12 protein-coding genes and 1 pseudogene are annotated in these 19,823 nt (G+C 49.5%); 6 read left to right on the forward strand and 7 right to left on the reverse strand.

Going from position 1 to position 19,823, the window contains the following annotated elements; genetic code table 11:
- Positions 1–2 precede the first annotated feature (2 nt).
- The 5 genes from CFX1CAM_RS02985 to CFX1CAM_RS03010 all read right to left on the reverse strand — a co-directional run bounded on the left by CFX1CAM_RS02985 (position 3) and on the right by CFX1CAM_RS03010 (position 6,890).
- Entirely contained in the window at positions 3–1,097 is a 1,095-nt protein-coding gene (locus tag CFX1CAM_RS02985) for a hypothetical protein (RefSeq protein WP_087861591.1), read from the reverse strand.
- Between the two features lie 11 nt (positions 1,098–1,108).
- Positions 1,109–2,416 (reverse strand): TFIIB-type zinc ribbon-containing protein, encoded by a 1,308-nt coding sequence (locus CFX1CAM_RS02990; protein ID WP_087861592.1) that lies wholly within the window; start codon positions 2,414–2,416, stop codon positions 1,109–1,111.
- A gap of 379 nt (positions 2,417–2,795) precedes the next feature.
- A complete protein-coding gene (locus CFX1CAM_RS02995) occupies positions 2,796–3,626 on the reverse strand; it encodes an NBR1-Ig-like domain-containing protein (protein ID WP_157891661.1) in 831 nt (276 codons plus the stop codon).
- Between the two features lie 326 nt (positions 3,627–3,952).
- A complete protein-coding gene (locus CFX1CAM_RS03005) occupies positions 3,953–6,202 on the reverse strand; it encodes a PD40 domain-containing protein (RefSeq protein WP_087861595.1) in 2,250 nt (749 codons plus the stop codon).
- Positions 6,195–6,890, reverse strand: coding sequence for an RNA polymerase sigma factor (locus tag CFX1CAM_RS03010; RefSeq protein ID WP_157891662.1), 696 nt, complete (start codon positions 6,888–6,890; stop codon positions 6,195–6,197). Before CFX1CAM_RS03010 ends, CFX1CAM_RS03005 begins: the two co-directional genes overlap by 8 nt.
- A 184-nt stretch (positions 6,891–7,074) precedes the next feature.
- Here CFX1CAM_RS03010 and CFX1CAM_RS03015 point away from each other — a divergent pair, with 184 nt between their 5' ends.
- Together CFX1CAM_RS03015 and CFX1CAM_RS03020 are read left to right on the forward strand one after the other, a co-directional pair.
- Positions 7,075–7,569 carry an NYN domain-containing protein gene (locus CFX1CAM_RS03015; protein ID WP_087861597.1) on the forward strand — a complete coding sequence of 165 codons (495 nt, stop codon included), beginning with the start codon at positions 7,075–7,077 and terminating at the stop codon, positions 7,567–7,569.
- A 350-nt stretch (positions 7,570–7,919) separates the two neighbouring features.
- Positions 7,920–8,786 carry a PIG-L deacetylase family protein gene (locus CFX1CAM_RS03020; RefSeq protein WP_087861598.1) on the forward strand — a complete coding sequence of 289 codons (867 nt, stop codon included), beginning with the start codon at positions 7,920–7,922 and terminating at the stop codon, positions 8,784–8,786.
- Positions 8,787–9,701: 915 nt separating this feature from the next.
- Here the strand turns inward: CFX1CAM_RS03020 and CFX1CAM_RS03025 are convergent.
- On the reverse strand, positions 9,702–10,280 hold the full coding sequence (locus CFX1CAM_RS03025; RefSeq protein WP_087861599.1) for a transposase: 579 nt from the start codon (positions 10,278–10,280) through the stop codon (positions 9,702–9,704).
- A gap of 655 nt (positions 10,281–10,935) precedes the next feature.
- Between CFX1CAM_RS03025 and CFX1CAM_RS03030 the strand changes: the two genes are divergently transcribed.
- A complete protein-coding gene (locus CFX1CAM_RS03030) occupies positions 10,936–11,841 on the forward strand; it encodes a DNA-methyltransferase (protein WP_087861600.1) in 906 nt (301 codons plus the stop codon).
- A 108-nt stretch (positions 11,842–11,949) separates the two neighbouring features.
- Here CFX1CAM_RS03030 and clpB read toward each other — a convergent pair whose 3' ends face one another.
- Positions 11,950–14,565: an ATP-dependent chaperone ClpB gene (clpB, locus tag CFX1CAM_RS03035; RefSeq protein ID WP_087861601.1), complete on the reverse strand. Its 2,616-nt coding sequence runs from the start codon at positions 14,563–14,565 to the stop codon at positions 11,950–11,952.
- 293 nt (positions 14,566–14,858) lie between these two features.
- On the opposite strand from clpB, the gene CFX1CAM_RS03040 reads away from it, so the two are divergent.
- The 3 genes and pseudogenes from CFX1CAM_RS03040 to CFX1CAM_RS11720 all read left to right on the forward strand — a co-directional run bounded on the left by CFX1CAM_RS03040 (position 14,859) and on the right by CFX1CAM_RS11720 (position 19,810).
- Complete coding sequence (locus tag CFX1CAM_RS03040; protein ID WP_087861602.1) at positions 14,859–15,512, forward strand: FHA domain-containing protein; 654 nt, start codon at positions 14,859–14,861, stop codon at positions 15,510–15,512.
- A 287-nt stretch (positions 15,513–15,799) separates the two neighbouring features.
- Positions 15,800–18,094: pseudogene (locus CFX1CAM_RS11715) on the forward strand (preprotein translocase subunit SecA); the annotation flags it as partial.
- A 3-nt stretch (positions 18,095–18,097) separates the two neighbouring features.
- Complete coding sequence (locus CFX1CAM_RS11720; protein ID WP_407923328.1) at positions 18,098–19,810, forward strand: hypothetical protein; 1,713 nt, start codon at positions 18,098–18,100, stop codon at positions 19,808–19,810.
- Positions 19,811–19,823: the final 13 nt, after the last annotated feature.

Genomic DNA, 19,823 nt, shown 5'->3' on the forward strand with positions numbered 1-19,823 from the left:
TTTCACTCTGCGAGTCGCGGACCGGTCTGGTCCTTATTCCACTGACCAGGCCACACGGCAATGACAATCGCCAGGATGGCTGCAATCAGCCCCAGAACACCCAGCAGCCCGGCGATCAGCGCGGCGTGCTGGAAGATTGCGGTCAGCAGCAAGCCGATCAGGGTCAGCAGGAACAGACCGCCTCCGATAGAGCCAATGATCCCTGCGATTTTGTGACCTCGCTGGCGGGAGGCCAGGCGTGGCCCCTGGATTGCTCCGGTTACAGCGTTGACGATCAGCATCTGGGGCTGACCTGCATCATCGTGATAGTGGGTGGCGTACAGCGGTAAAAAGAACTCGGTCCAGTTCTGGTTGGCAAAATCGGCTTTAAGGTTGAACTCTCGGGTGTGTTGAGCGCCGGCTGCTGTCTGACAGAGTTCCGCCAGGGGGCGACCAAAATTGGGGCGGGCCATGGGCCAGGCAGCCTCGGGGGCTAAGTCGGGCAGTTCCAGGAAGGCGCTTCCCAGCAGGTCTGGGTTAAAATCAACCCCGGCCTCCATGGGATAGGCGCCGGTCATTTTCAACCGGTTTTCGTGTTCCTCCAGGGCGGGTGTGATCACGTTGTTCACCCGGGTGTTCACCTGGCCGATGCGCGGTTCCCAGCAGATTCGGGTTTCTATCTGTTTGCGCGATTGCCAACCGCCCTGTACATAGGTCTCCCGCGCGGATTCCACCTGGTAATCAAACCCCGCTTCCATCTGCCAGTGGCCGTTCACGTCGGCATCCACCAGCCACAGCGGCCAGAACACCGGGCGAGTGTTCTTCATCAGGGTTTCAGGATTGAGTTCCTCGGGTTTGATCCACACCGGCGAGATAAAGCGCTGGTAAATTGACGGCAGCTCAGCCCTGGGAACTTTGAAGGGCAACATCCGTTCGGGGTCGGCGCGACGGGCATAGGCTGGCTGAGGTTCCAGGGCGCCGCGTAGGCACAGGGGGCAGACCGCGTTGAGTTCACCGGATCTAACCAGGAAAACGCGCCGGCAGTGACTGCAGCCAGCGGGCTGGCGGTCTGTTTGCCAGAGGGTTTGACCTTCCGGGATAATTTCTGGGGCGGGCATCGAACGCTCCATCAGGGAACCTCCGATTTTTGTGCATACTGGTAAATAATAAAGCCGATGATGATCCCGATGGTGAACAGGATGATCCCGATAGTGATCAGCACAATGCCTGCGCCGCCCACCAGGGTGAGGGGCAGGCCGATCAGCGTCAGGAGGGCGCCGGGAGCCAAACTTATGGCGATAGCCAGCCAGACTTTCCACCAGGCGACCGGCTTGGAACCGGCGATGGCGCCAGTTTGACCATTGATCATCACCTGGTAGACCTTATGATCATAGCGGTACGCCGCCAGGTAAACCGGCAGCAGGATATACCGCCAGGTTTCATCGCTGAAAACTGCGTTCATGCTGAAGTTCCGTACCTGGCTGGTGGGAATCTGTCGATAGCAGGCGTTTTTTGCCTCCTCGCGGATGGCTTTTTTCCCAGTCTCCCAGGCTTCGGGCAGGGTGGTCTCATAAGCCTTGGCTTGCCATCCGGCCAAAAAGTCGGGTGCATAGGTGACCAGGTCCTTCATATTAAAAGGGTACAACTTGTTCAAGATGCGGTGGCTGAGGCGTTTTGGCGCACTGCCCGACACCAGGAAATCGTTGACATCCAGGCGCGCCTGTCCGTCCTCCCATTTCCACACGGTGCGGGTGCGAGTCTCCCAGCGCTTCTGGCTGGCGTTATAGTGCCGGTAAGTCTGTTGATAGCCAACCTGGGCGCGCCAATCGGCTTTTACATGGGCATTGAATACCCAGAAGGGAAGGTAGATACCGTAGAATCGGTGCAGGATGGTCTCACCGGCCAGTTCAGGCGGATGGCACCAGCCTTTTCCCAACCAGTCTTTCGCCAGGGAAAGGGTTTTTTCTGGCGGGATTTTAAAGGGGATCAGGTATCGGGGACGCAGGGTTTCTTCCGGGATGGTGATGATGTTGACCTGGTTTGAGGCGCAAAAGGCGCAGGTGGTGGAGATGGTGTCTGGCGCAATCGAAAATTCTGCACCGCAAGCATCACAGTGCAGCACCTGACGCTGCACGCCCCAACCCTGCCTGGCCTGGGAAAGGGTCTCCAGGGTGAATTCAAAATCCGGTGATGCTTTGCCAACCCGCTGCGCTGAGATGGGGGCAATGTAACCGCAGTATTCACAGGAAATGCCGCCAGCCGAGACATCATAAACAGTGGAAGCGCCGCAATTGGGGCAGGCAAAACTGCGCGCCAGGTCAATTTCAGTTTTTTTGGGTTGGGGAGCATAGACACTCACCCCGAAAACCCGGGATTCAACCTGTTGGTAGCCTGCTGGGGGCGAAAACCCGCTATTTTGATTTTGCTCAGCGCTCATAATCGGTCCTTCTTGGGATACCTGTGTAGCATATCATGTATTTTAACGCATATCTGCATCAGCCACGATGGTAACAATGGAGAACTTATGTTGAGCTTGAAAAGTCTCGATAACCGGAAGGAGGATTTTGGTTTCAACTTCATTGCCCTCCAAGCGATGTTATCCTGATGGAAAGCCATTTCATTTGACTGGCAGAACCATTATGATCCGAGGTTCCCATAAACCGTAAATATTCCCACATAAATGGCATAAATAGGATCGAATGATAAACTCAGGTCAAAGAAGGAAGCCCACCCTTTATCCCGGGAGAAAGAAAGAATTCGGCATTTGGCCGAATTCTATTCGCATTTCTCCGAAAAAAAGTAACTAAAAAGATGATTCAGGGAGTCATCCCGCTTAATGACCAAGGACCATAAATCGAGCTGGACATCGCATCAAGAATCAATTGATCTGCCTGTTCTTCTGTCATATCCGATGGTAAAACCAGGTGGGTATACCAAAAACCAGGTCCAGCGCAGTTGAAATCTAATCCGGGATAAGCTGCACGTAATATTGTTTGTGCCCTGGCACAATTTTCAGCTTGATGGACCTCTGGTGGCAGTTCCACTTTTCCAATTGATAATTGATACGTTGATCCTGAAGCAATCGAAACCGGAAAACTAAAACTGAAACATTTATTTGCAGTCGTTGCACCAATTGGATCAATTCGGCTGGCAACAGGAGCGTATTGTTGGTGGTTAACCAAAAGCAACACATTCTCGGGGTACCATTGACGTTCATCAGGAAGCTGCATACAAAAATCGACTTTAAATTCTGAATGATCCATATAAGCAGATAAAAGTTGGGCGCTCACTCCATACTCGCCTGATGTTGATACTGGAATGTTTCCGACGGTAATTGTTACCCAAATCTGGCTATTGAGCACAGACAAGCCAGCTCCATCCCGAAGTTCGTAATAAACTGTATATTGGCCGTCTTGCTGAGGAGCAACCAGGTCGACCTTGATTTCGATTGTCTCTCCAGGTTTTACTTCTTGAGCAAGTGGAATATGCTCCGGACTGCCAAGAGATTCATTAACTGGAGTTGAAGCCGTCCTTACCAATTTAAAACTCTTTTCCCAGGTGCTTGACCCATCATTTTTAATAGTCCATGTCTTTTCAAAATGATGTCCGGGTTGAAGATTCGTTCCGTCAGGAATGGTTTCTCCCAAAAAAAACGAACCCGCTTTTCTGAACCAGAGGTGTTTGTGTGAGCAGCGGTGCAGATGTACCCGTTGGTGATGGAAGGGGTGTCACCGTTGCTGGCTGTGTGATTGCTGTTAAAAATGGTGTAGCAGTGGTTTGTGTACCATCTGTTTGGGAGTTTGTCTCAACTGTATACAAAGACATACACCCTGACAGGAGGGTTACGATCATTAACCAAATAAAAAAACTGGATAACCGAAATTTCATAATATTCCTCATTGGATGGTTAAAGGAAGGTCGCCTTATAGCCACCCTCCATCTTTTCACGTATTAATCACTTACCTGTTTCGCTTTATGGAATGAATACCCCATCCAATGCGCCACTCAAACCAGGAAGCCGATAGGTTTCGCAACGATTAGGTGCTATCAAGATAATCTCACCATCCGGATATTCAGGGGTGATCAAGCTCACACCGAGAAAGAGACTTTCTTTATCCCAAGCAATTCCGTTGATCGCATTAGCCGGGTTGTCCAGCAACAATCGTGCCGGGTTTCCATCCATTCCTTTGATAAATAGGCTGTTGTTATCGCTGGCTCGATAAACAATCCATTTTCCATCCGGCGACACCGCCGGCATCGGCGCTTTGCGAGAAGAGTTTTCCAGCACGAACAGATCATGAGTAATTTCAGTGCTTACATCCACCGACCGCAGAAAGAAGCCGTCCTCACTCGAACCAGGTATTGCATAATAAAGTTTAGATCCATCTTGCGACCACCCCGCAATCGATTCATATCCCAGGTTGGAAAGCTGTCTTGGATTCATACCATCGCTATCGATCAAGAACACGCCAAACAAATCAGATGAGTTCACATAGGCGAGCTGGTTTCCATCGGGTGACCAATGAAGGTCTCGTCCAAAAACGCCAGCTATCTCGGCAAACTCTCCACTCGATAGATTCTGGATTCTGATTCCAGCATCAGTTGTATATGCCAGGCGGGTGCCATCTTGCGTGAGAGCCGCCTGACCATTACCTGTAGCAAGCACTTCTAATAGGCTGCCATCCATCCCGGCTAAGATGATTTGACGCTGAGGGTTCAGTTGGGTTAACATGACTTTACCGGTCAGCCCCGCTGGTATTGGGCTTAGTCCTTGGAATGATTCAGCATTCAAGCAGACTGTTGAAGGAACATCGATCGATGAAAACTGTGGTATGACCTCCGGTTGCCATACTGTCTTCCAGGTGGCAATGGGGCTGGCTAAACGCGGATTGGAGAATACAATCGTCAAATCACCTTTTGGAAAATCACTATAAATGAGGCTTGTATTGAACACCTTTCCGTTGGTTGTACCTTCGCTACCCCCACCGCCAATTGCTTGATATCCTTCGATTTGAACACTAACACCACTCAAATTCTTCCCCGGATCGATGCGGAAGGAATACCCGTCTGCATGGGCTGTTAAAGAAATCAATCGAATTGTTTTTCCGGCAATTTGAACATCCTGGTTAACTTCCCAAATTTGTTCAGTTTGCGGGTTCGAGCCCACATTAACTGTGGTTTTCGCAAATGCTTCAGAGTCTACCTGCGAAATGATCACCCCGGAAAAGCTGACGGTTATGGAGAACTTAACTCCGGCGCCATTGATTTGCATTACCCATGAGTAACCGCCTTGACCAAGACTTGCATCATCTAATGGCTGAACATCATTGGGGAAGGTGTAATTCACGTTTTTACCGGTCTCATCTTTAATTATTGCAGGACCAGTAATTTGAAGCCAGCTTCCTGCTGGAAAATTGGGGCGTACAGATCCAAGCAGAATATACCCTCCCTCAATTTCGATGACTTTTTCTATTGATACGTTAACTTGCGTTGTTTCGTTTGCGGTTGTTGGAGTAGTTCCAATATCCATCCCAAGTTTTTGGTCTGTTGGTGTAGAAGAAGGAATCACATCTAAGACAGGCAGAATTGTGAGGTCTGACGGAGCCGCAACAAAATGTATTGGCAGCTCCCAATCGATAGGGACTGTGCCAGGGAGAGTGTTGAATATACAGGGAAGAACAAAGGTCGCTTCATCCACTTTGATGGGTATGGGGGCGTTTACATCAATTCTCGTGCCATCCGGCAAACGGAGATATTCTCGCTCTACGCACCCTGATGTTGCTTCCGCCTTTGGGTAGGCAGAAAGTGGAACACCAGAGATGCCAAAATCCAGGCGCGTTTCGGTCCCAGTTAGGACTGCCTGGTTTACAGACACTGTAACCCCATCACGCGTGATACTCACAGGTTCAGCCAACAAACGGATAGGGCTGTTTTGGTCCACAATCCCGACACCTGGTATATAACCAAAGAGTTGAAGTAAAGCAGCGTAGACTCGCCGGGGACCAATGACCAGGGTGCTGATGATCATCAGGGCAAGAATCGCGATAGAAATGGTCCATACAGGTCGCAGGCCTAAGGAAGGACGAGGTTTCTTAGATTTTGCCACTGCTTGTTGCATCAAATTGTTATACACTTCATCAACAAATTTGGATCGGATCTCAGGTACTCCAAAGGATTTACGAATACTCTCTTCTAATTGAGGGGTTGAAAAATTCTCATTCATTTGAAACCTCCAACTGGCTGTGCAACCGTGCCAGTAACCGGTATATTGATTTTTTAACTGCTGCTTCATTACGATGAAGGAAACGGGCGATTTCTGGGAAACTCATCTCTGCCAAGAAGCGGAGACGGATTAGTTCGCGGTCTTCTTTGGGCAAAGCCTGGATGAGTTTTGACAACGCTTCCTCCTGTTCTGTCTTGATTATCCCGGCTAAAGTATTGTCTTCCGCAGGTCCCTCACTGAACCCATCCATCTGTGTCGAACGATACAGTCGGCGGAAATGGTCCATTGCTTTATTACGAGCAATTCCAAACAACCAGGAAGCAAAGTGCCCATCTTGCCGGAATTTATCAAAGGATTCGAAAGCCGCAAGAAATGTCTGAGATGTAATATTTTCAGCATCATGCAAATTACCTATCTTGCTGTAGAGATATCGGAAAACCTGTTCAACATACAGCTTATACAATTCTCCAAACACCCTGGGATCCTGTTTTGCGGCTTGAATGATCCTTATTTCATCTGTCATGGGGTTAAATTTTTCTGTTGTCAATGTAATCCTGCTTTCTGCCATAGATTTCTCCTGTGATCGCCTAAACAATACCCTGCAGAGAATTATAATTTTTTGAGCTCTATAACTAATTCGAAAAAATATGGCAATCGGGACAAAAAGATTATTCCAATTATCAACCACCAATTGTATCCTGACAAGATTGATGCCCTTATGAACTTCCTTCGACTTCTATTTTGTCTATTTTTAAGGAGGTCTCTCTTTTTGTCCAGTGAAATGTGGAAAAATGATACCGTATCGGTCAGGGAGCCGGTTTTGGGAGTTGACCCCACTGGAAGGGTCTTTACCTATGCGATAGAATTAAGATATGGAGATAATCATTGATGGTCACAACCTGATCCCGCATATTCCGGGCATTGATCTTTCGGATGCGGATGATGAACTGCACCTGATCGCAGTGCTGCAGGAGTATTGCCGGGTGCGACGGGCAAAAGTCAGGGTGTTCTTTGACCGCGCTCCCATCGGGCAGGCGCGCGTGCAGCAATTTGGGCGGGTAACAGCACATTTTGTGCGCGTCGGCATTTCGGCAGATGCGGCCATCATCGATTACCTGCAGAAACTGGGTAAACAGGCGAAAAATGTGGCTGTGGTCAGCTCTGATCACCAGATTGTGCAGGCTGCCCGGGCTGTCCAGGCAAAAGTAATCACTTCTGCTGATTTTGCGGCGGAGTGGGCGAATTTGGCACCAGAGGAACCCGGCCTGGACCCGCGTGAGCAGCCGCTCAGCCCGCAGGAGGTGGATTACTGGCAAAAGATCTTCAAACAGGGGCGTGATCCAAAAAAACGGAAACCTTATAAATAAGGTAAACTTTATAAACTCTAATCAATACTTAATACATTCAACGGTCCAACCCAGTATAGTCATAGGCAAAGACACACTTTTTACTGGTACAACATGTGTCTTCCACCGGAAAACCTGCAGAACCCGAGATGTTTTGCAAGTCATTATGGTGGTTTCCTCCCAGAGACTGCCTGGCGTGTCCTTCATGCCAGGCAGCTGACTTAATAACAGGCATCATCAGGTTAGAATTCTGTGTAAAGATTAGTTGGTTGCAGCACAGGGCATTTTCTTCGGACAGATCTACCTGTGCCGGTTTCTATGGGAGTATGGTTATTCCAATCCGCGCGAATTAAATTCTAGAGGTAATCCATATGAAGCATCCCCTCCTTCCCCATAAAAAGACTTTATTGGCTGCACTGGCGCACCCGGATGATGAGACCTTCGGCATGGGCGGCACGCTGGCTCTGTATGCACGCCAGGGTGTAGATGTACACCTGGTCTGCGCGACGCGGGGTGAGCAAGGTGAAATTGACCCGGAATATACCGAGCGCATTCACAGCGCAGCCTGTCTGCGCACTCAGGAACTGCGCTGTGCGGCTGAAGTTTTAGGGATCAAGGAACTGCATTTTCTGAATTACCGCGATTCGGGTATGCCTGGCTCTGCATCCAACCAGCACCCACAGGCGCTGGCTGCTCAACCGGTGGAGCAGGTGGCGGCAGAGCTCGCCCACCTGATCTGCAAGATCAAACCCGATGTGGTGATCACCTTTGACCCGATCGGCGGTTATCGGCATCCTGACCATATTGCCATGCATCAAGCAACAGTACGGGCTTTTTCTCTCGCCAGCGATGAGACCTTTGTCGATCCCCAGGGTCTGCCGGCTTTTCAGCCAGGAAAACTCTTTTACCATACGATCAACCGGTCGTTTGTCAGGGCTGCGGTGTGGACGTTGCGCCTGTTCGGACGGGATCCGCGCCGTTTTGGGCGCAACAGGGATATTGACCTGGTTTCAATTGCTGAGGTTGATTTCCCTACCCATGTGAAAATTGATTGCCGTTCGGTGAGTGGCGTGCGTCAAGCTGCCGCAGCCTGCCATGCCAGCCAGGGTGGCGCCAGTTTGGATCGGGGTTTCAGGGGGCTGATCTCTCGCTTGTTTGGCGGGCGTTATGAGACCTTCATGCAGGGTTTTCCCGAACCTAACGCAGGACAGAAGGTTAAACGCGATTTGTTTGTGTAGAGCCTGGCTGCAAACGACTTCAAGCCCCGGGGGTCTTTGGTTGTGGGTTAGCTGGGCTTTTAACCGAAACCCCGGGGGTCTTTGATTGCATTTTGGCTGGGATTAATTCAAGAAGATAAATTTATTTATTCTCTTTAGACCCCCGAGGTTTTAAGGGGTCTTTGGTTGCGCTTTGGCTGATATTAATTCAACGAAAGAAAATTGTTTATTACCTTCAGACCCCCGGGGTTCTCAACTTTAACCCCGGGGGTCTTTATTTGTGAGTTGGTTTGCATACTGTGCTAAATGCGCCTTCAGACCCCGGGGTTCTCAACTTAAACCCCGGGGGTCTTTGGTTGCGTTTTGGCTGATATTAATTCAACGAATGAAAATCATTTACTCTCTCCAGGCCCCGGGGTTTCCAACTTAAACCCCGGGGGTCTTTGTTTACGTTTTGGCTGATATTAATTCAACGAATGAAAATCATTTACTCTCTCCAGGCCCCGGGGTTTCCAACTTAAACCCCGGGGGTCTTTGTTTACGTTTTGGCTGTTATTAATTCAACTTAAGAAAATTGTTTATTACCTTCAGACCCCCGGGGTTCTCAACTTTAACCTCGGGGGTCTTCGGTTCAAGAAGAAATATTTATTAATTCTCTTCAGACCCCCGGGGTTTTCACGGGGGTCCTTGGTTGCGCATTGGCTGATATTAATTCAACGAATGAAAATCATTTACTCTCTCCAGGCCCCGGGGTTTCCAACTTAAACCCCGGGGGTCTTTGGTTGCATTTTGGCTGTTATTCATTCAAAGGAGAGAAAATTGTTTATTACCTTCAGACCCCCGGGGTTTTAAGGGGTTCTTTGGTTGCGTTTTGGTTGTTATTAATTTAAGGGAAAGGAAATTAATTATTCTCTTCAGCTCCCAGGGTTTGAGTTATTAATCAAATAGCAGATGGGAAATATTGCTGTATTTTCTTTCAAGCGAGTCTTCAACAAATTGTTGATACCCAATTTTTGGATCGGTGTTGATGAAGTAGCTGGAAATAAGGTCGGATACCGGGAGTATTCCATCTTTGTTGCCAATGATCGTAGTATAGCTTGAATAGCACCACTCATCAGGATGAGCAACTAAATTAGCTGCAGCGGGGTTCAGGTGAATATATCTAGAAAGCTCGAGAACATATTCATCGGTATCCACATGTTTTGCTTTGAATCGCCCTTCAAATAATGGGCCGGTTCTGCGCCATTCGCGATTCACTGCTTTTGTGTAAGAATTGATAAGTCTTCCCATTGCAGATGAAAAGGTTTCATCTTTTATTTGTATCAACAAGTGATAATGTGTGGGCATAAGCATGTATGTAATAATTTCAGCAGCGTTTGGTAAGAGAATTTCTTTGATTTTGCGAAGGAAGAAGAAATAATTCCTACTCTCTCGAAAGGTGATTGTGCTGTTAATCCCGCGGTTATAGATATGATAATATTCACCGGGAAGTAAAGGATCCGTACGAAGCGGCATTATGTTATCTCCTGCGTTTTTCTTTTCTAATTATAAGGCTTTTAATAAATGGGGATATGACTATTATTCTAAGTAAACCCATTGGATAATTGATTGAGTACGCATGATTTAATTCAACTCCGGGGGTCTTTGGTTGCGCTTTGGCTGTTATTCATTCAAGGGAGAGAAAATAATTTTTTCTCTCCAGACCCCCGGGTTCTCAACTTAAACCCCCAACTTCTTAAACCCCGGGGGTCTTTGGTTGCGCTTTGGCTGATATTATTTCAAGGTGAGAAAATTGTTTATTACTTTCAGACCCCCGGGGTTTTCACGGGGGCCTTTGATTGCACTTCGGCTTATATTCATTCAAGGAGAGAAAATTATTTACTCTCTTCAGACCCCCGGGGTTCTCAACTAAACCCCGGAAGTCTTTGATTACACTTTGGCTGATATTATTTCAAGGAGAGAAAATAATTTATTCTCTCCAGACCCCGGAGTTCTCAACTTAAACCCCGGGATCTTTGTTTGTGGGTTGGTAGGTATATTGTGCTAAATGTCCCTCCAGACCCCCGGGGTTTTAATGGGGGTAGTTAAAGATTCGAGTTAGAATAAAATGGAGATTGATTGTAATCTTTAAGCTTGCTGGGTCGAACTTTGGGAATGGAAATAAAAAACAATGAACGATAAACACACTGGAACAAAAACAAGCCGTTTCGGTACAACTTCAAGGATAAGCCACGATTCTTCACGGTACTATGACGCTCGATTGTATTCAGAGTTGTCTATGAAAGATGAAAAAATGGTCGGCGAAGACAATAAATTCCCAGAAGAATTTAAAAACACAATTATTCATGGAACTTCAGAAAATATGAAGGAAATTCCGGATAATTCATTGCATTTAATGGTCACATCACCCCCATACAATGCCTCAAAAGAATACGATCAAGATTTGTCATTGCATGAATACCTAAAAATGCTGTTCAATGTTTTTTCCGAGACCTACAGGGTCTTGGTCAATGGCGGTCGAGCGTGCATCAATGTCGCCAACCTTGGCAGAAGACCTTACATACCCTTATCAGACTATATTTCAAGCATGATGGAAGAGATCGGATTTTTAATGAGGGGAGAAATCATCTGGAACAAAGGAGCTGGTGCTGGCGTTTCGATGGCTTGGGGTAGTTGGAAATCAGCCTCAAACCCAGTGTTGCGTGATGTGCATGAATATATTTTGATTTTTTCAAAAGGATCTTTCAAACGAAGTAAAGCCAGAGAACAAAAAAGTACAATTGAAAAAGATCAATTTATGGAATGGACAAAATCGGTGTGGACAATGAATCCGGAGTCCGCCAGAAAAGTCGGGCACCCAGCTCCATTTCCGGTTGAATTGCCTCACCGATTAATTCAATTGTATACTTTCACGAACGATATCGTTTTGGATCCATTTATGGGCTCGGGAACCACGGCAATAGCCTCAATCAATTCTGAAAGGTTTTATATTGGCTATGAAATCGATCCAGAATATGTAAAGTTAGCTGAAGAAAGAATTGCGCCATTCAAAAACCAGATGAGACACGATACCTAAATTAAAAATTTTGATACGAGCCCAAAATGCATGGAAGACATCAAGATGTATATCATTCAACGAAATCTAAATAGAGACGCTTTTTCAAGCGTCTCTATGTTGATATGGTTATGATGCAGGCGTGTTATTCACGTGGCGGTTGACTTCGAAAACCAACCCATCTGGTCTGCGTGAGACTTTCAGGGTATCACCTTCGCTCACCTCACCGCCGATGACCATCAGCGCCAGCGGATCCTGAAGTTCACGCTGAATGGCGCGTTTGAGGGGGCGGGCGCCGAAGTCCGGGTCGTAACCGACCTCAGCCAGGTAGAGGCGCGCCTCGGGGTCCACCTGCAGAGTGAGGCCGCGCTGAGACAGCAAGGCTGCCACCCGTTCAAGCTGGATGTCGACGATTTGTACCAGGTCCTGCTTGGAAAGCGGATGGAAGATGACAATTTCATCCACCCGGTTGAGGAACTCGGGGCGGAAGTGCGCCTGCAGCAACCGGTTGACCTGTTCGCGGGTGACTTGCTTGACCCCGTCCTGGTCGGCAACGTTGCCCATCCACAGCTCGCTGCCCAGATTGCTGGTCATGATCACCACGGTATTGCGGAAGTCGACGGTGCGCCCCTGACCATCGGTCAGACGACCGTCTTCTAAAAGCTGCAGCAGGGCGTTGAATACCTCGCTGTGGGCTTTTTCGATCTCATCGAAGAGCACCACGCTGTAGGGTCGGCGGCGGACCGCTTCGGTGAGTTGACCGCCCTCCTCGTAACCCACGTACCCGGGTGGGGCACCGAAGAGTCGGCTGACGGTGTGCTTTTCCTGGTACTCGCTCATGTCGATGCGCACCATGGCGTTCTCGTCGTTGAACATGAATTCTGCCAGGGCACGGGCCAGTTCGGTCTTGCCTACACCGGTCGGACCCAGGAACATGAAGGAGCCGATCGGACGTTGGGGATCCTGCAAGCCAGCCCGGGCACGTCGGACGGCGTTGGAGACCGTCTCGACAGCCTCATCCTGCCCGACGACGCGCTGGTGAAGACGTTCTTCCATGTACATCAGCTTTTGCATCTCGCCTTCTAACAGGCGAGAAACGGGAATGCCGGTCCATTTGGACACGATTTGGGAGATTTCTTCGGCATCGACCTCCTCCTTTAGCAGGGGGGATTCGCTCTGCAGCTCTTTCAGTTGCGCTTCAGCTGCTGCCAGCCGCGATTCAAGCTCGTTCAAGGTGCCGTAGCGCAGGCGAGCGGCTTTTTCCAATTCTGCGTTGCGTTCTGCTCGTTCGATCTCGATTTCGGTCTGGTCCATCTGTTCTTTGATATCACGGATCTCCTGGATACCCTTTTTTTCGTTCTCCCAGCGGGTGTGCAGATGACTGGCCTGCTCGCGCAGGTCAGCCAATTCTTTCTCCAGGTTCGCCAGACGTTCTTTAGAAGCTTTATCCTTTTCCATTTGTAAAGCCTGGCGTTCGATCTCCAGTTGCATGATCCCCCGATCGACCTGGTCCAGGGCTTGCGGCTTGGAGTCGATCTCCGTCCGCAGACGAGCCGCGGCTTCGTCGATCAAGTCAATGGCTTTATCAGGTAGGAAGCGGTCGGCAATGTAGCGATGGGAGAGGGTTGCCGCAGCGATTACAGCCGGGTCGGTGATGCGCACGCCGTGGTGCACCTCATAACGTTGCTTTAACCCACGCAGAATGCTGATGGTGTCCTCTACGGAGGGTTCGGTGAGGAACACGGGTTGGAAACGGCGCTCCAGGGCGGCATCCTTTTCGATGTACTTACGGTATTCGTCGAGGGTGGTGGCGCCGATCATATGCAGTTCACCGCGAGCCAGCAGAGGTTTAAGCATGTTGCTGGCGTCCATGGCGCCCTCTGCTGCGCCCGCACCGACCACGGTGTGCATTTCATCGACGAACAGGATGATCTCACCAGCAGCATCGGTGATTTCCTTTAATACGGCCTTCAACCGTTCTTCGAACTCACCACGGAACTTGGCGCCAGCGATCAACGAACCGATATCGAGGGCGACGATTCGCTTGTTCTTCAGCCCTTCCGGCACATCACCGTTGACGATGCGTTGAGCCAGCCCCTCCACGATAGCCGTCTTGCCCACGCCGGGCTCACCGATAAGTGCCGGGTTGTTTTTGGTACGGCGAGAGAGGATCTGTACGATACGGCGGATCTCCTCATCGCGACCGATGACGGGGTCCAGTTTGCCGCTGCGTGCCAGGGCTGTCAGATCACGACCGTATTTTTCCAATGCTTCATAAGTCGATTCTGGCGTTTGGGAGGTAATGCGCTGCGAGCCACGCACCTCTTTGAGGGCTTTAAGGATGGAGTCCTTGGTGATGCCAAAACTGGCGAGCCGCTTGCCCTCTGTGCTTTCAGTCAGACCTAACAGCAGGTGCTCGGTAGATACATATTCATCCGACATGCCCCTGGCGTAGCGTTCGGCTGCAACGGCGATTTCGCTTGTGCTGCGGCTTAACCCGGGTTGACCGGTCCCTCCGCCGTAGACCTTGGGGCGTTTGTCCAGTTCGGTTTGTACGTCTTCTTTCAATGCCAGCGGGCTGCCAGCAATCTTCGTGACGATAGCAGGAACAACGCCATCTGTCTGGTTTAAAAGCGCCATCAGCAGGTGAACGGGTTCAATATTCTGATGGTTTAATTCAAGGGCTATCCTCTGAGCCTCGATCAACGCTTCCTGTGCTTTTTGGGTGTATTTATTTAAATCCATTTTTCTTCTCCGAAATTCCAAAATGTGCTCCGTTAAGACAGTCCCTGGAAAATCAATTGGGACAGGGATTGACCACAATCTAACACGAACACTTTAAGTATCATTTTAAGGCTGCGATATTTGAGAAACGTTAATGAGGTATTAGAATTACGCAAACAAGTCACCTACACGGTGAAAAGAACGAGAAAACCATTTGACATCAATCCTAATAAACATTAAACTAGGACTATAGGATATGATTAATTAATACAACAAGGTGAAAATCAATTAACTATGAGGATTGAGGAGTTCTGATGGCAACCACAAAATTTCAATTCATAATGCGTTTGGGTCCTGAACCTGGGAAGGTATTTTTATTAGAAAAGGAAGAAGCCTTTTTAGGCCGCGACCTGGGAAACGATTTCATTGTCAGCGACCCTGAGATTTCGCGGCGGCATGCCCGTTTTTACACCTGGGAGGGTGGGGTCTTTGTTGAGGATTTAGGGTCGACCAATGGCACTTTCCTCAATGGGGAGCGCATCACCAGCCCACAGCAATTGCGCAAGGGAGATTTAATCACCCTTGGTGAGAGTGTGCAGTTGATTTTCGATAAGCTTGAGGAGACAACGGATCCTACCAGAATCAGGCCGCAGGTTCAACCGGCACCCGTGTACGCGACGCCGGCGCCACAGCCTCATTTCGTACCTGAAGTTGAAAAAGAGGATCTTGAACCGTGGCAATACCAGCAACCCGTTGATGAACTCCCTGTACAAAGAGAGGCGCCGGCTTATGAACCGCCGATCAAGAAAAAAACTGACAAACGCGGTTTACCAACCGGGATGATCGTATTGCTGGTCGCCATTGTTGTTTTGGTGTGCGTGATTGCGGTTACGATGTACTTGATGCCCGCTTCCTGGTGGTGTGCACTGTTCTTTAATACATTGCCTGGGTGCCCGGTACCTTTTTAACCCTGTAGGCTGATACATTTCAACCTTTCCCGGCGATTTGTTTGCCGGGATTTTTAGTTTAAGCTGCTTATGCCAGTTCCCTTTCAGGGACATACGCAGTATCTGCGGCATGGCAAGGCTGATTTCAAAACGCTCAGAGCGAACATTCCAGCGTATTCGATCATGACGCCGTTATTTTCCAGAGGGCAGTTGATGAGATGCTGACATGTGCGGCGCAGTTTTTAGATCTTGAGCCGTGTGCTATAATGAAAAATTGCGAAAAAAACCTGAATTGTGGGTGAAAGACTATGTTTAAAAAACTTACTCAACTTTTTGGCGCAGATCCGCACCAACGCAAAGTGAATGCGTTAATGGAAGTTGTAAATCAGATCAATGCGCTTGAGCCCGAGTATGAAGCATTAAGTGATGCAGCCCTGGGCGCAAAGACCCAGGAATTCAAACAACGCCTGGCAGTCGGAGAAACCCTGGATGATTTGCTACCGGAGGCGTTTGCCGCCGTGCGCGAAGCCAGCAAACGCACCCTGGGACAAAGACACTATGACGTGCAGATGATCACCGGCATCACCCTGCACCGCGGTGAAATCGCCGAAATGAAAACGGGAGAAGGTAAAACTTTATCAGCGACCCTGCCACTGTATTTAAATGCACTGGCTGGACGTGGGGCGCACCTGGTGACGGTTAACGACTACCTGGCGCGCCGTGACGGTCGCTGGATGGGCACAATTTACCGTTTATTGGGGCTTTCCGTAGGCATTCTACAAATGTCCGCCCGCACCGAAAGCGGTCCTCAGGCGTTTATTTATAATCCGAATAAGCGCTCACCGATTGAAGAACAGGATCAACTGGAGGCGGTACCTCGCAAGCTTGCCTACCAGGCGGATATCACCTATGGCACCAATAACGAGTTCGGTTTTGATTACCTGCGGGACAACCTGACCAACAGTAAAGAAGCCCGGGCGCAGCGCGGGCATTATTACGCCATCATCGATGAGGTCGATAATATCCTGATTGACGAAGCCCGTACACCGTTGATCATTTCCGGACCTTCTCACGATGATACTGAATGGTATGTCCGCATGGCGCAAGTCGTCAAACAATTGGTGCCAGAAGATTACGAGATCAGCGAAAAAGACCGCACGGTGACGCTTTCGGAGATCGGTTTGGCTCATGTGGAAGAATTGTTAGACATGCCCCTGAGCGACCCTGAACGCCCGGAGGATATTACCACGGAGCAGGAGAGCATGCTGGGCTTTTTAGAGCAGGCTTTGCGGGCTGAGTTTCTTTTTCATCGTAACAAGGAATATATTGTACAGAATAAAGAAGTGGTGATTGTCGATGAGTTCACCGGGCGGTTAATGCCCGGTCGACGCTGGTCTGACGGTTTGCACCAGGCTGTGGAAGCCAAGGAGGGCGTCAGCGTTCAGGCTGAAAACGTGACCTATGCCACCATCACGCTTCAGAATTACTTCCGTATGTATGAAAAATTAGCGGGAATGACGGGTACAGCACTGACGGAAGCCGAGGAGTTTGACAAAATTTACAAACTGGAAGTGCTGCCGATTCCCACACACCTGGAATACCAGGCTATGGGAGATCAACCCAGCCTGGCTGAAATTGTTGATAAAGACGAACAGGGTTATAAATTTTCATATTATTACCGTATCGGAGATGCGACTCAAACCCCGCTATTTTGGAAGCGGAAAGATTTCCCGGATGTGGTGTACCAGACAGAGGAAGCCAAACTTCGGGCGATTGTCAAAGATATTATTTATTACCATGTCATCGGACGTCCGCAACTGGTGGGAACGACTTCGGTGGAAAGTTCTGAACGCCTGTCAGAGCGCCTGAATTCCGGTCATGTTCGCCGATTGTTGGAAGTGCTCCTGATCAGGCAGGCTTATCTTCAACACAAAAACCTGCAGGAACACCAAACCGTGTCCATCCCAGAACTGGATCACCTGTACGTTGATCTGGACCAGTTGCACAGCCCGGAATTGCGCCGTACAGCCCGTGAATATGGGCTGACATCGCTCAGCCCGCTGGATGAGGTCAACCGGAGCCATTTGTTGCAGATCTTGAACCTTTCGCCTGAAGATTGGCCGCGCCTGGATGCTGCAATCAAGGGTGGTGTGCCGCACCAGGTGTTAAACGCCCGGAAGCACACTGAGGAATCGAAAATTATCGCCGGGGCAGGCGCCTTTGGGGCGGTGACGATTGCAACCAACATGGCTGGGCGGGGTGTGGATATCAAACTGGGCGGCGAATTGCCTGAAGACAGCCTGTCCAGGGTGAATCGCTTCCTGATGGAAAGTGGCATTCCGGATGCGTACAATTTGCCGATGCAGGATCGCCTGGAAGCGCTTGAAGCAATACCGGTGGACCGTTACGGTGATGAGGCTGAAGATGTGGAAGCGTTCCTGACCTATATGGCTGAAATGAAACGGGTGCGCGAACTGGGCGGATTGCATGTGATCGGCTCCGAGCGTCACGAAGCGCGCCGGATCGATAACCAGTTGCGCGGTCGGGCTGCCCGCCAGGGTGACCCGGGATCCTCCCGCTTTTACCTTTCCATGGAAGATGAGTTGATGCGGTTGTTTGGCGGAGGACAGGCGGAAAGCCTGTTGGCACGGCTGAACATCGATAAGAGCCTGCCGATTGAACATGGCATCTTGGGGCGCCTGGTTGAATCAGCACAGATGCGGGTTGAGGGCGCCAATTTTGATGTACGAGAACACCTGCTGGAATACGACGATGTACTCAACGCCCAAAGGAAGCGTATCTATGAGCAACGCGATCGCATCTTTGATAAAGAAGATCTGCGCGAGGATGTCACTGAAATGCTGCGGACGGAAGTCAGCCGGCGCGTTCAAAAAGGCGTGCAGGATGAAGAAGGCTTGTGGAAGCTGCTGGCTTACCTGGATGGCATCCAGCCAGCCATAGACCAGGCCGGGGTTTTCCACCCCTCTTTTGCATTGCAGGTCATGATGGACGAGATCGGAAAGCCAGCAACAGTTGAAGCACTGCAGAACCGGCTGATCGATATTGCTGAGGAATCCCTTGAGGTCTGGCATGAACACGTGCTTGACGTAGCTGAGGCTTCAATTCGGAAAGAAGAGTTGGGGTTTGAGAACCTGCTGGCTGAAAAGCTGGATTCTTTCCACGCCTATGTCGATGGACTGGATTATGACGAGCAAAGGCAGGTTAGAGATATTAAAGCCGAGCTGTATGAACTGATCCATGTTCCATTGCGCCTGACGGATGCGGTTGTAGAAGGCTTGTACGCTGGATCTCAGAAGGCAATCGATGAGGTGAGCGCGCAAATTCGAAACACACTGATGCAAATCTCCATTCGGCGACTGATCCGAAATTTTGAGCGGCAATTGGTCGACAATTGGAATTTAAAAGCTGCTGAATTAAGCGATCAATCCTGGGATCAGATCCATGCATTATTGTTGGAACGGGTTGCAGATACCCTGGACAGGCGCAGGACATACGTATTGGGTCCTAATGGTGAGATCCAGAGTGATTTAAAAGCCAACCAGGAACTGTTGACGGCAGCCCTGGAAAACCCTGCTGCACTGATGCGGGCACTGATCCTGCTAACCCAGGGTCGGATGATTGCCTTTGATGACCGCACGCATCAAGCTGTGACCAAGAGGGTGGTTCGATTGCAATACCACTTTAAAGCCGCCCAATATTTGGCTGATCTTCCGCCGGATACCCTGGAGCAGCGGATCATTCGCCATCTAGAAACCGCCCAGGACAAACTGGCAGAGGTTTTAGGTGTCGGCGAAACGATGCGCCTGTACAACAGCGGTTTGACCCTGGGAGATCTTTCTGCGGATTGGCAAGATCGCTTTTCAGCGGAACTGGGGAGTGAGTCGTACCGGGCTATTCAAACACTGCCTCTGGATCAACTTCCCGGAAATATACAAAAACCGGTGCATGATATCCTGGGAAGATTTTCACAAAACCAACTGTACAGACAAATACTGCTTTCAAGAATCTCGGAATTGTGGGTTGATTACCTGACCAGGATGGAGGCGCTGCGTGTGTCTGTGCGGATGGAGGCTTATGGTCAACGAGATCCCCTGGTCATCTATAAGAACCAGGCGACAGAGATGTTTTCGGGCTTACTTACAGATATTCGCGTCGGGGTAACTGAGAGAATATTTCGCATAAGGCTGGTTAGCAGAGAAACTGCTAAAGCAACTCAGACCGCTCCACAGCCCGCTGAAACACAGCCTACGTCTTCCAGCAGCAAAAAACGGAAAAAGAAAAGCCGAAAAAGACATTAATTAAATAAATACA

Source organism: Brevefilum fermentans (assembly GCF_900184705.1).
GTDB classification, from domain to species: Bacteria; Chloroflexota; Anaerolineae; order Anaerolineales; family Anaerolineaceae; genus Brevifilum; species Brevifilum fermentans.

Coding starts and splice junctions, on each gene's coding strand:
- CFX1CAM_RS03005 (WP_087861595.1), bottom strand. CDS start 6,202: ATGAATGAGAATTTTTCAACCCCTCAATTAGAAGAGAGTATTCGTAAA.
- CFX1CAM_RS03025 (WP_087861599.1), bottom strand. CDS start 10,280: ATGCCGCTTCGTACGGATCCTTTACTTCCCGGTGAATATTATCATATC.
- CFX1CAM_RS03020 (WP_087861598.1), top strand. CDS start 7,920: ATGAAGCATCCCCTCCTTCCCCATAAAAAGACTTTATTGGCTGCACTG.
- CFX1CAM_RS02985 (WP_087861591.1), bottom strand. CDS start 1,097: ATGCCCGCCCCAGAAATTATCCCGGAAGGTCAAACCCTCTGGCAAACA.
- CFX1CAM_RS03015 (WP_087861597.1), top strand. CDS start 7,075: ATGGAGATAATCATTGATGGTCACAACCTGATCCCGCATATTCCGGGC.
- clpB (WP_087861601.1), bottom strand. CDS start 14,565: ATGGATTTAAATAAATACACCCAAAAAGCACAGGAAGCGTTGATCGAG.
- CFX1CAM_RS02990 (WP_087861592.1), bottom strand. CDS start 2,416: ATGAGCGCTGAGCAAAATCAAAATAGCGGGTTTTCGCCCCCAGCAGGC.
- CFX1CAM_RS11720 (WP_407923328.1), top strand. CDS start 18,098: ATGCGGTTGTTTGGCGGAGGACAGGCGGAAAGCCTGTTGGCACGGCTG.
- CFX1CAM_RS03040 (WP_087861602.1), top strand. CDS start 14,859: ATGGCAACCACAAAATTTCAATTCATAATGCGTTTGGGTCCTGAACCT.
- CFX1CAM_RS03030 (WP_087861600.1), top strand. CDS start 10,936: ATGAACGATAAACACACTGGAACAAAAACAAGCCGTTTCGGTACAACT.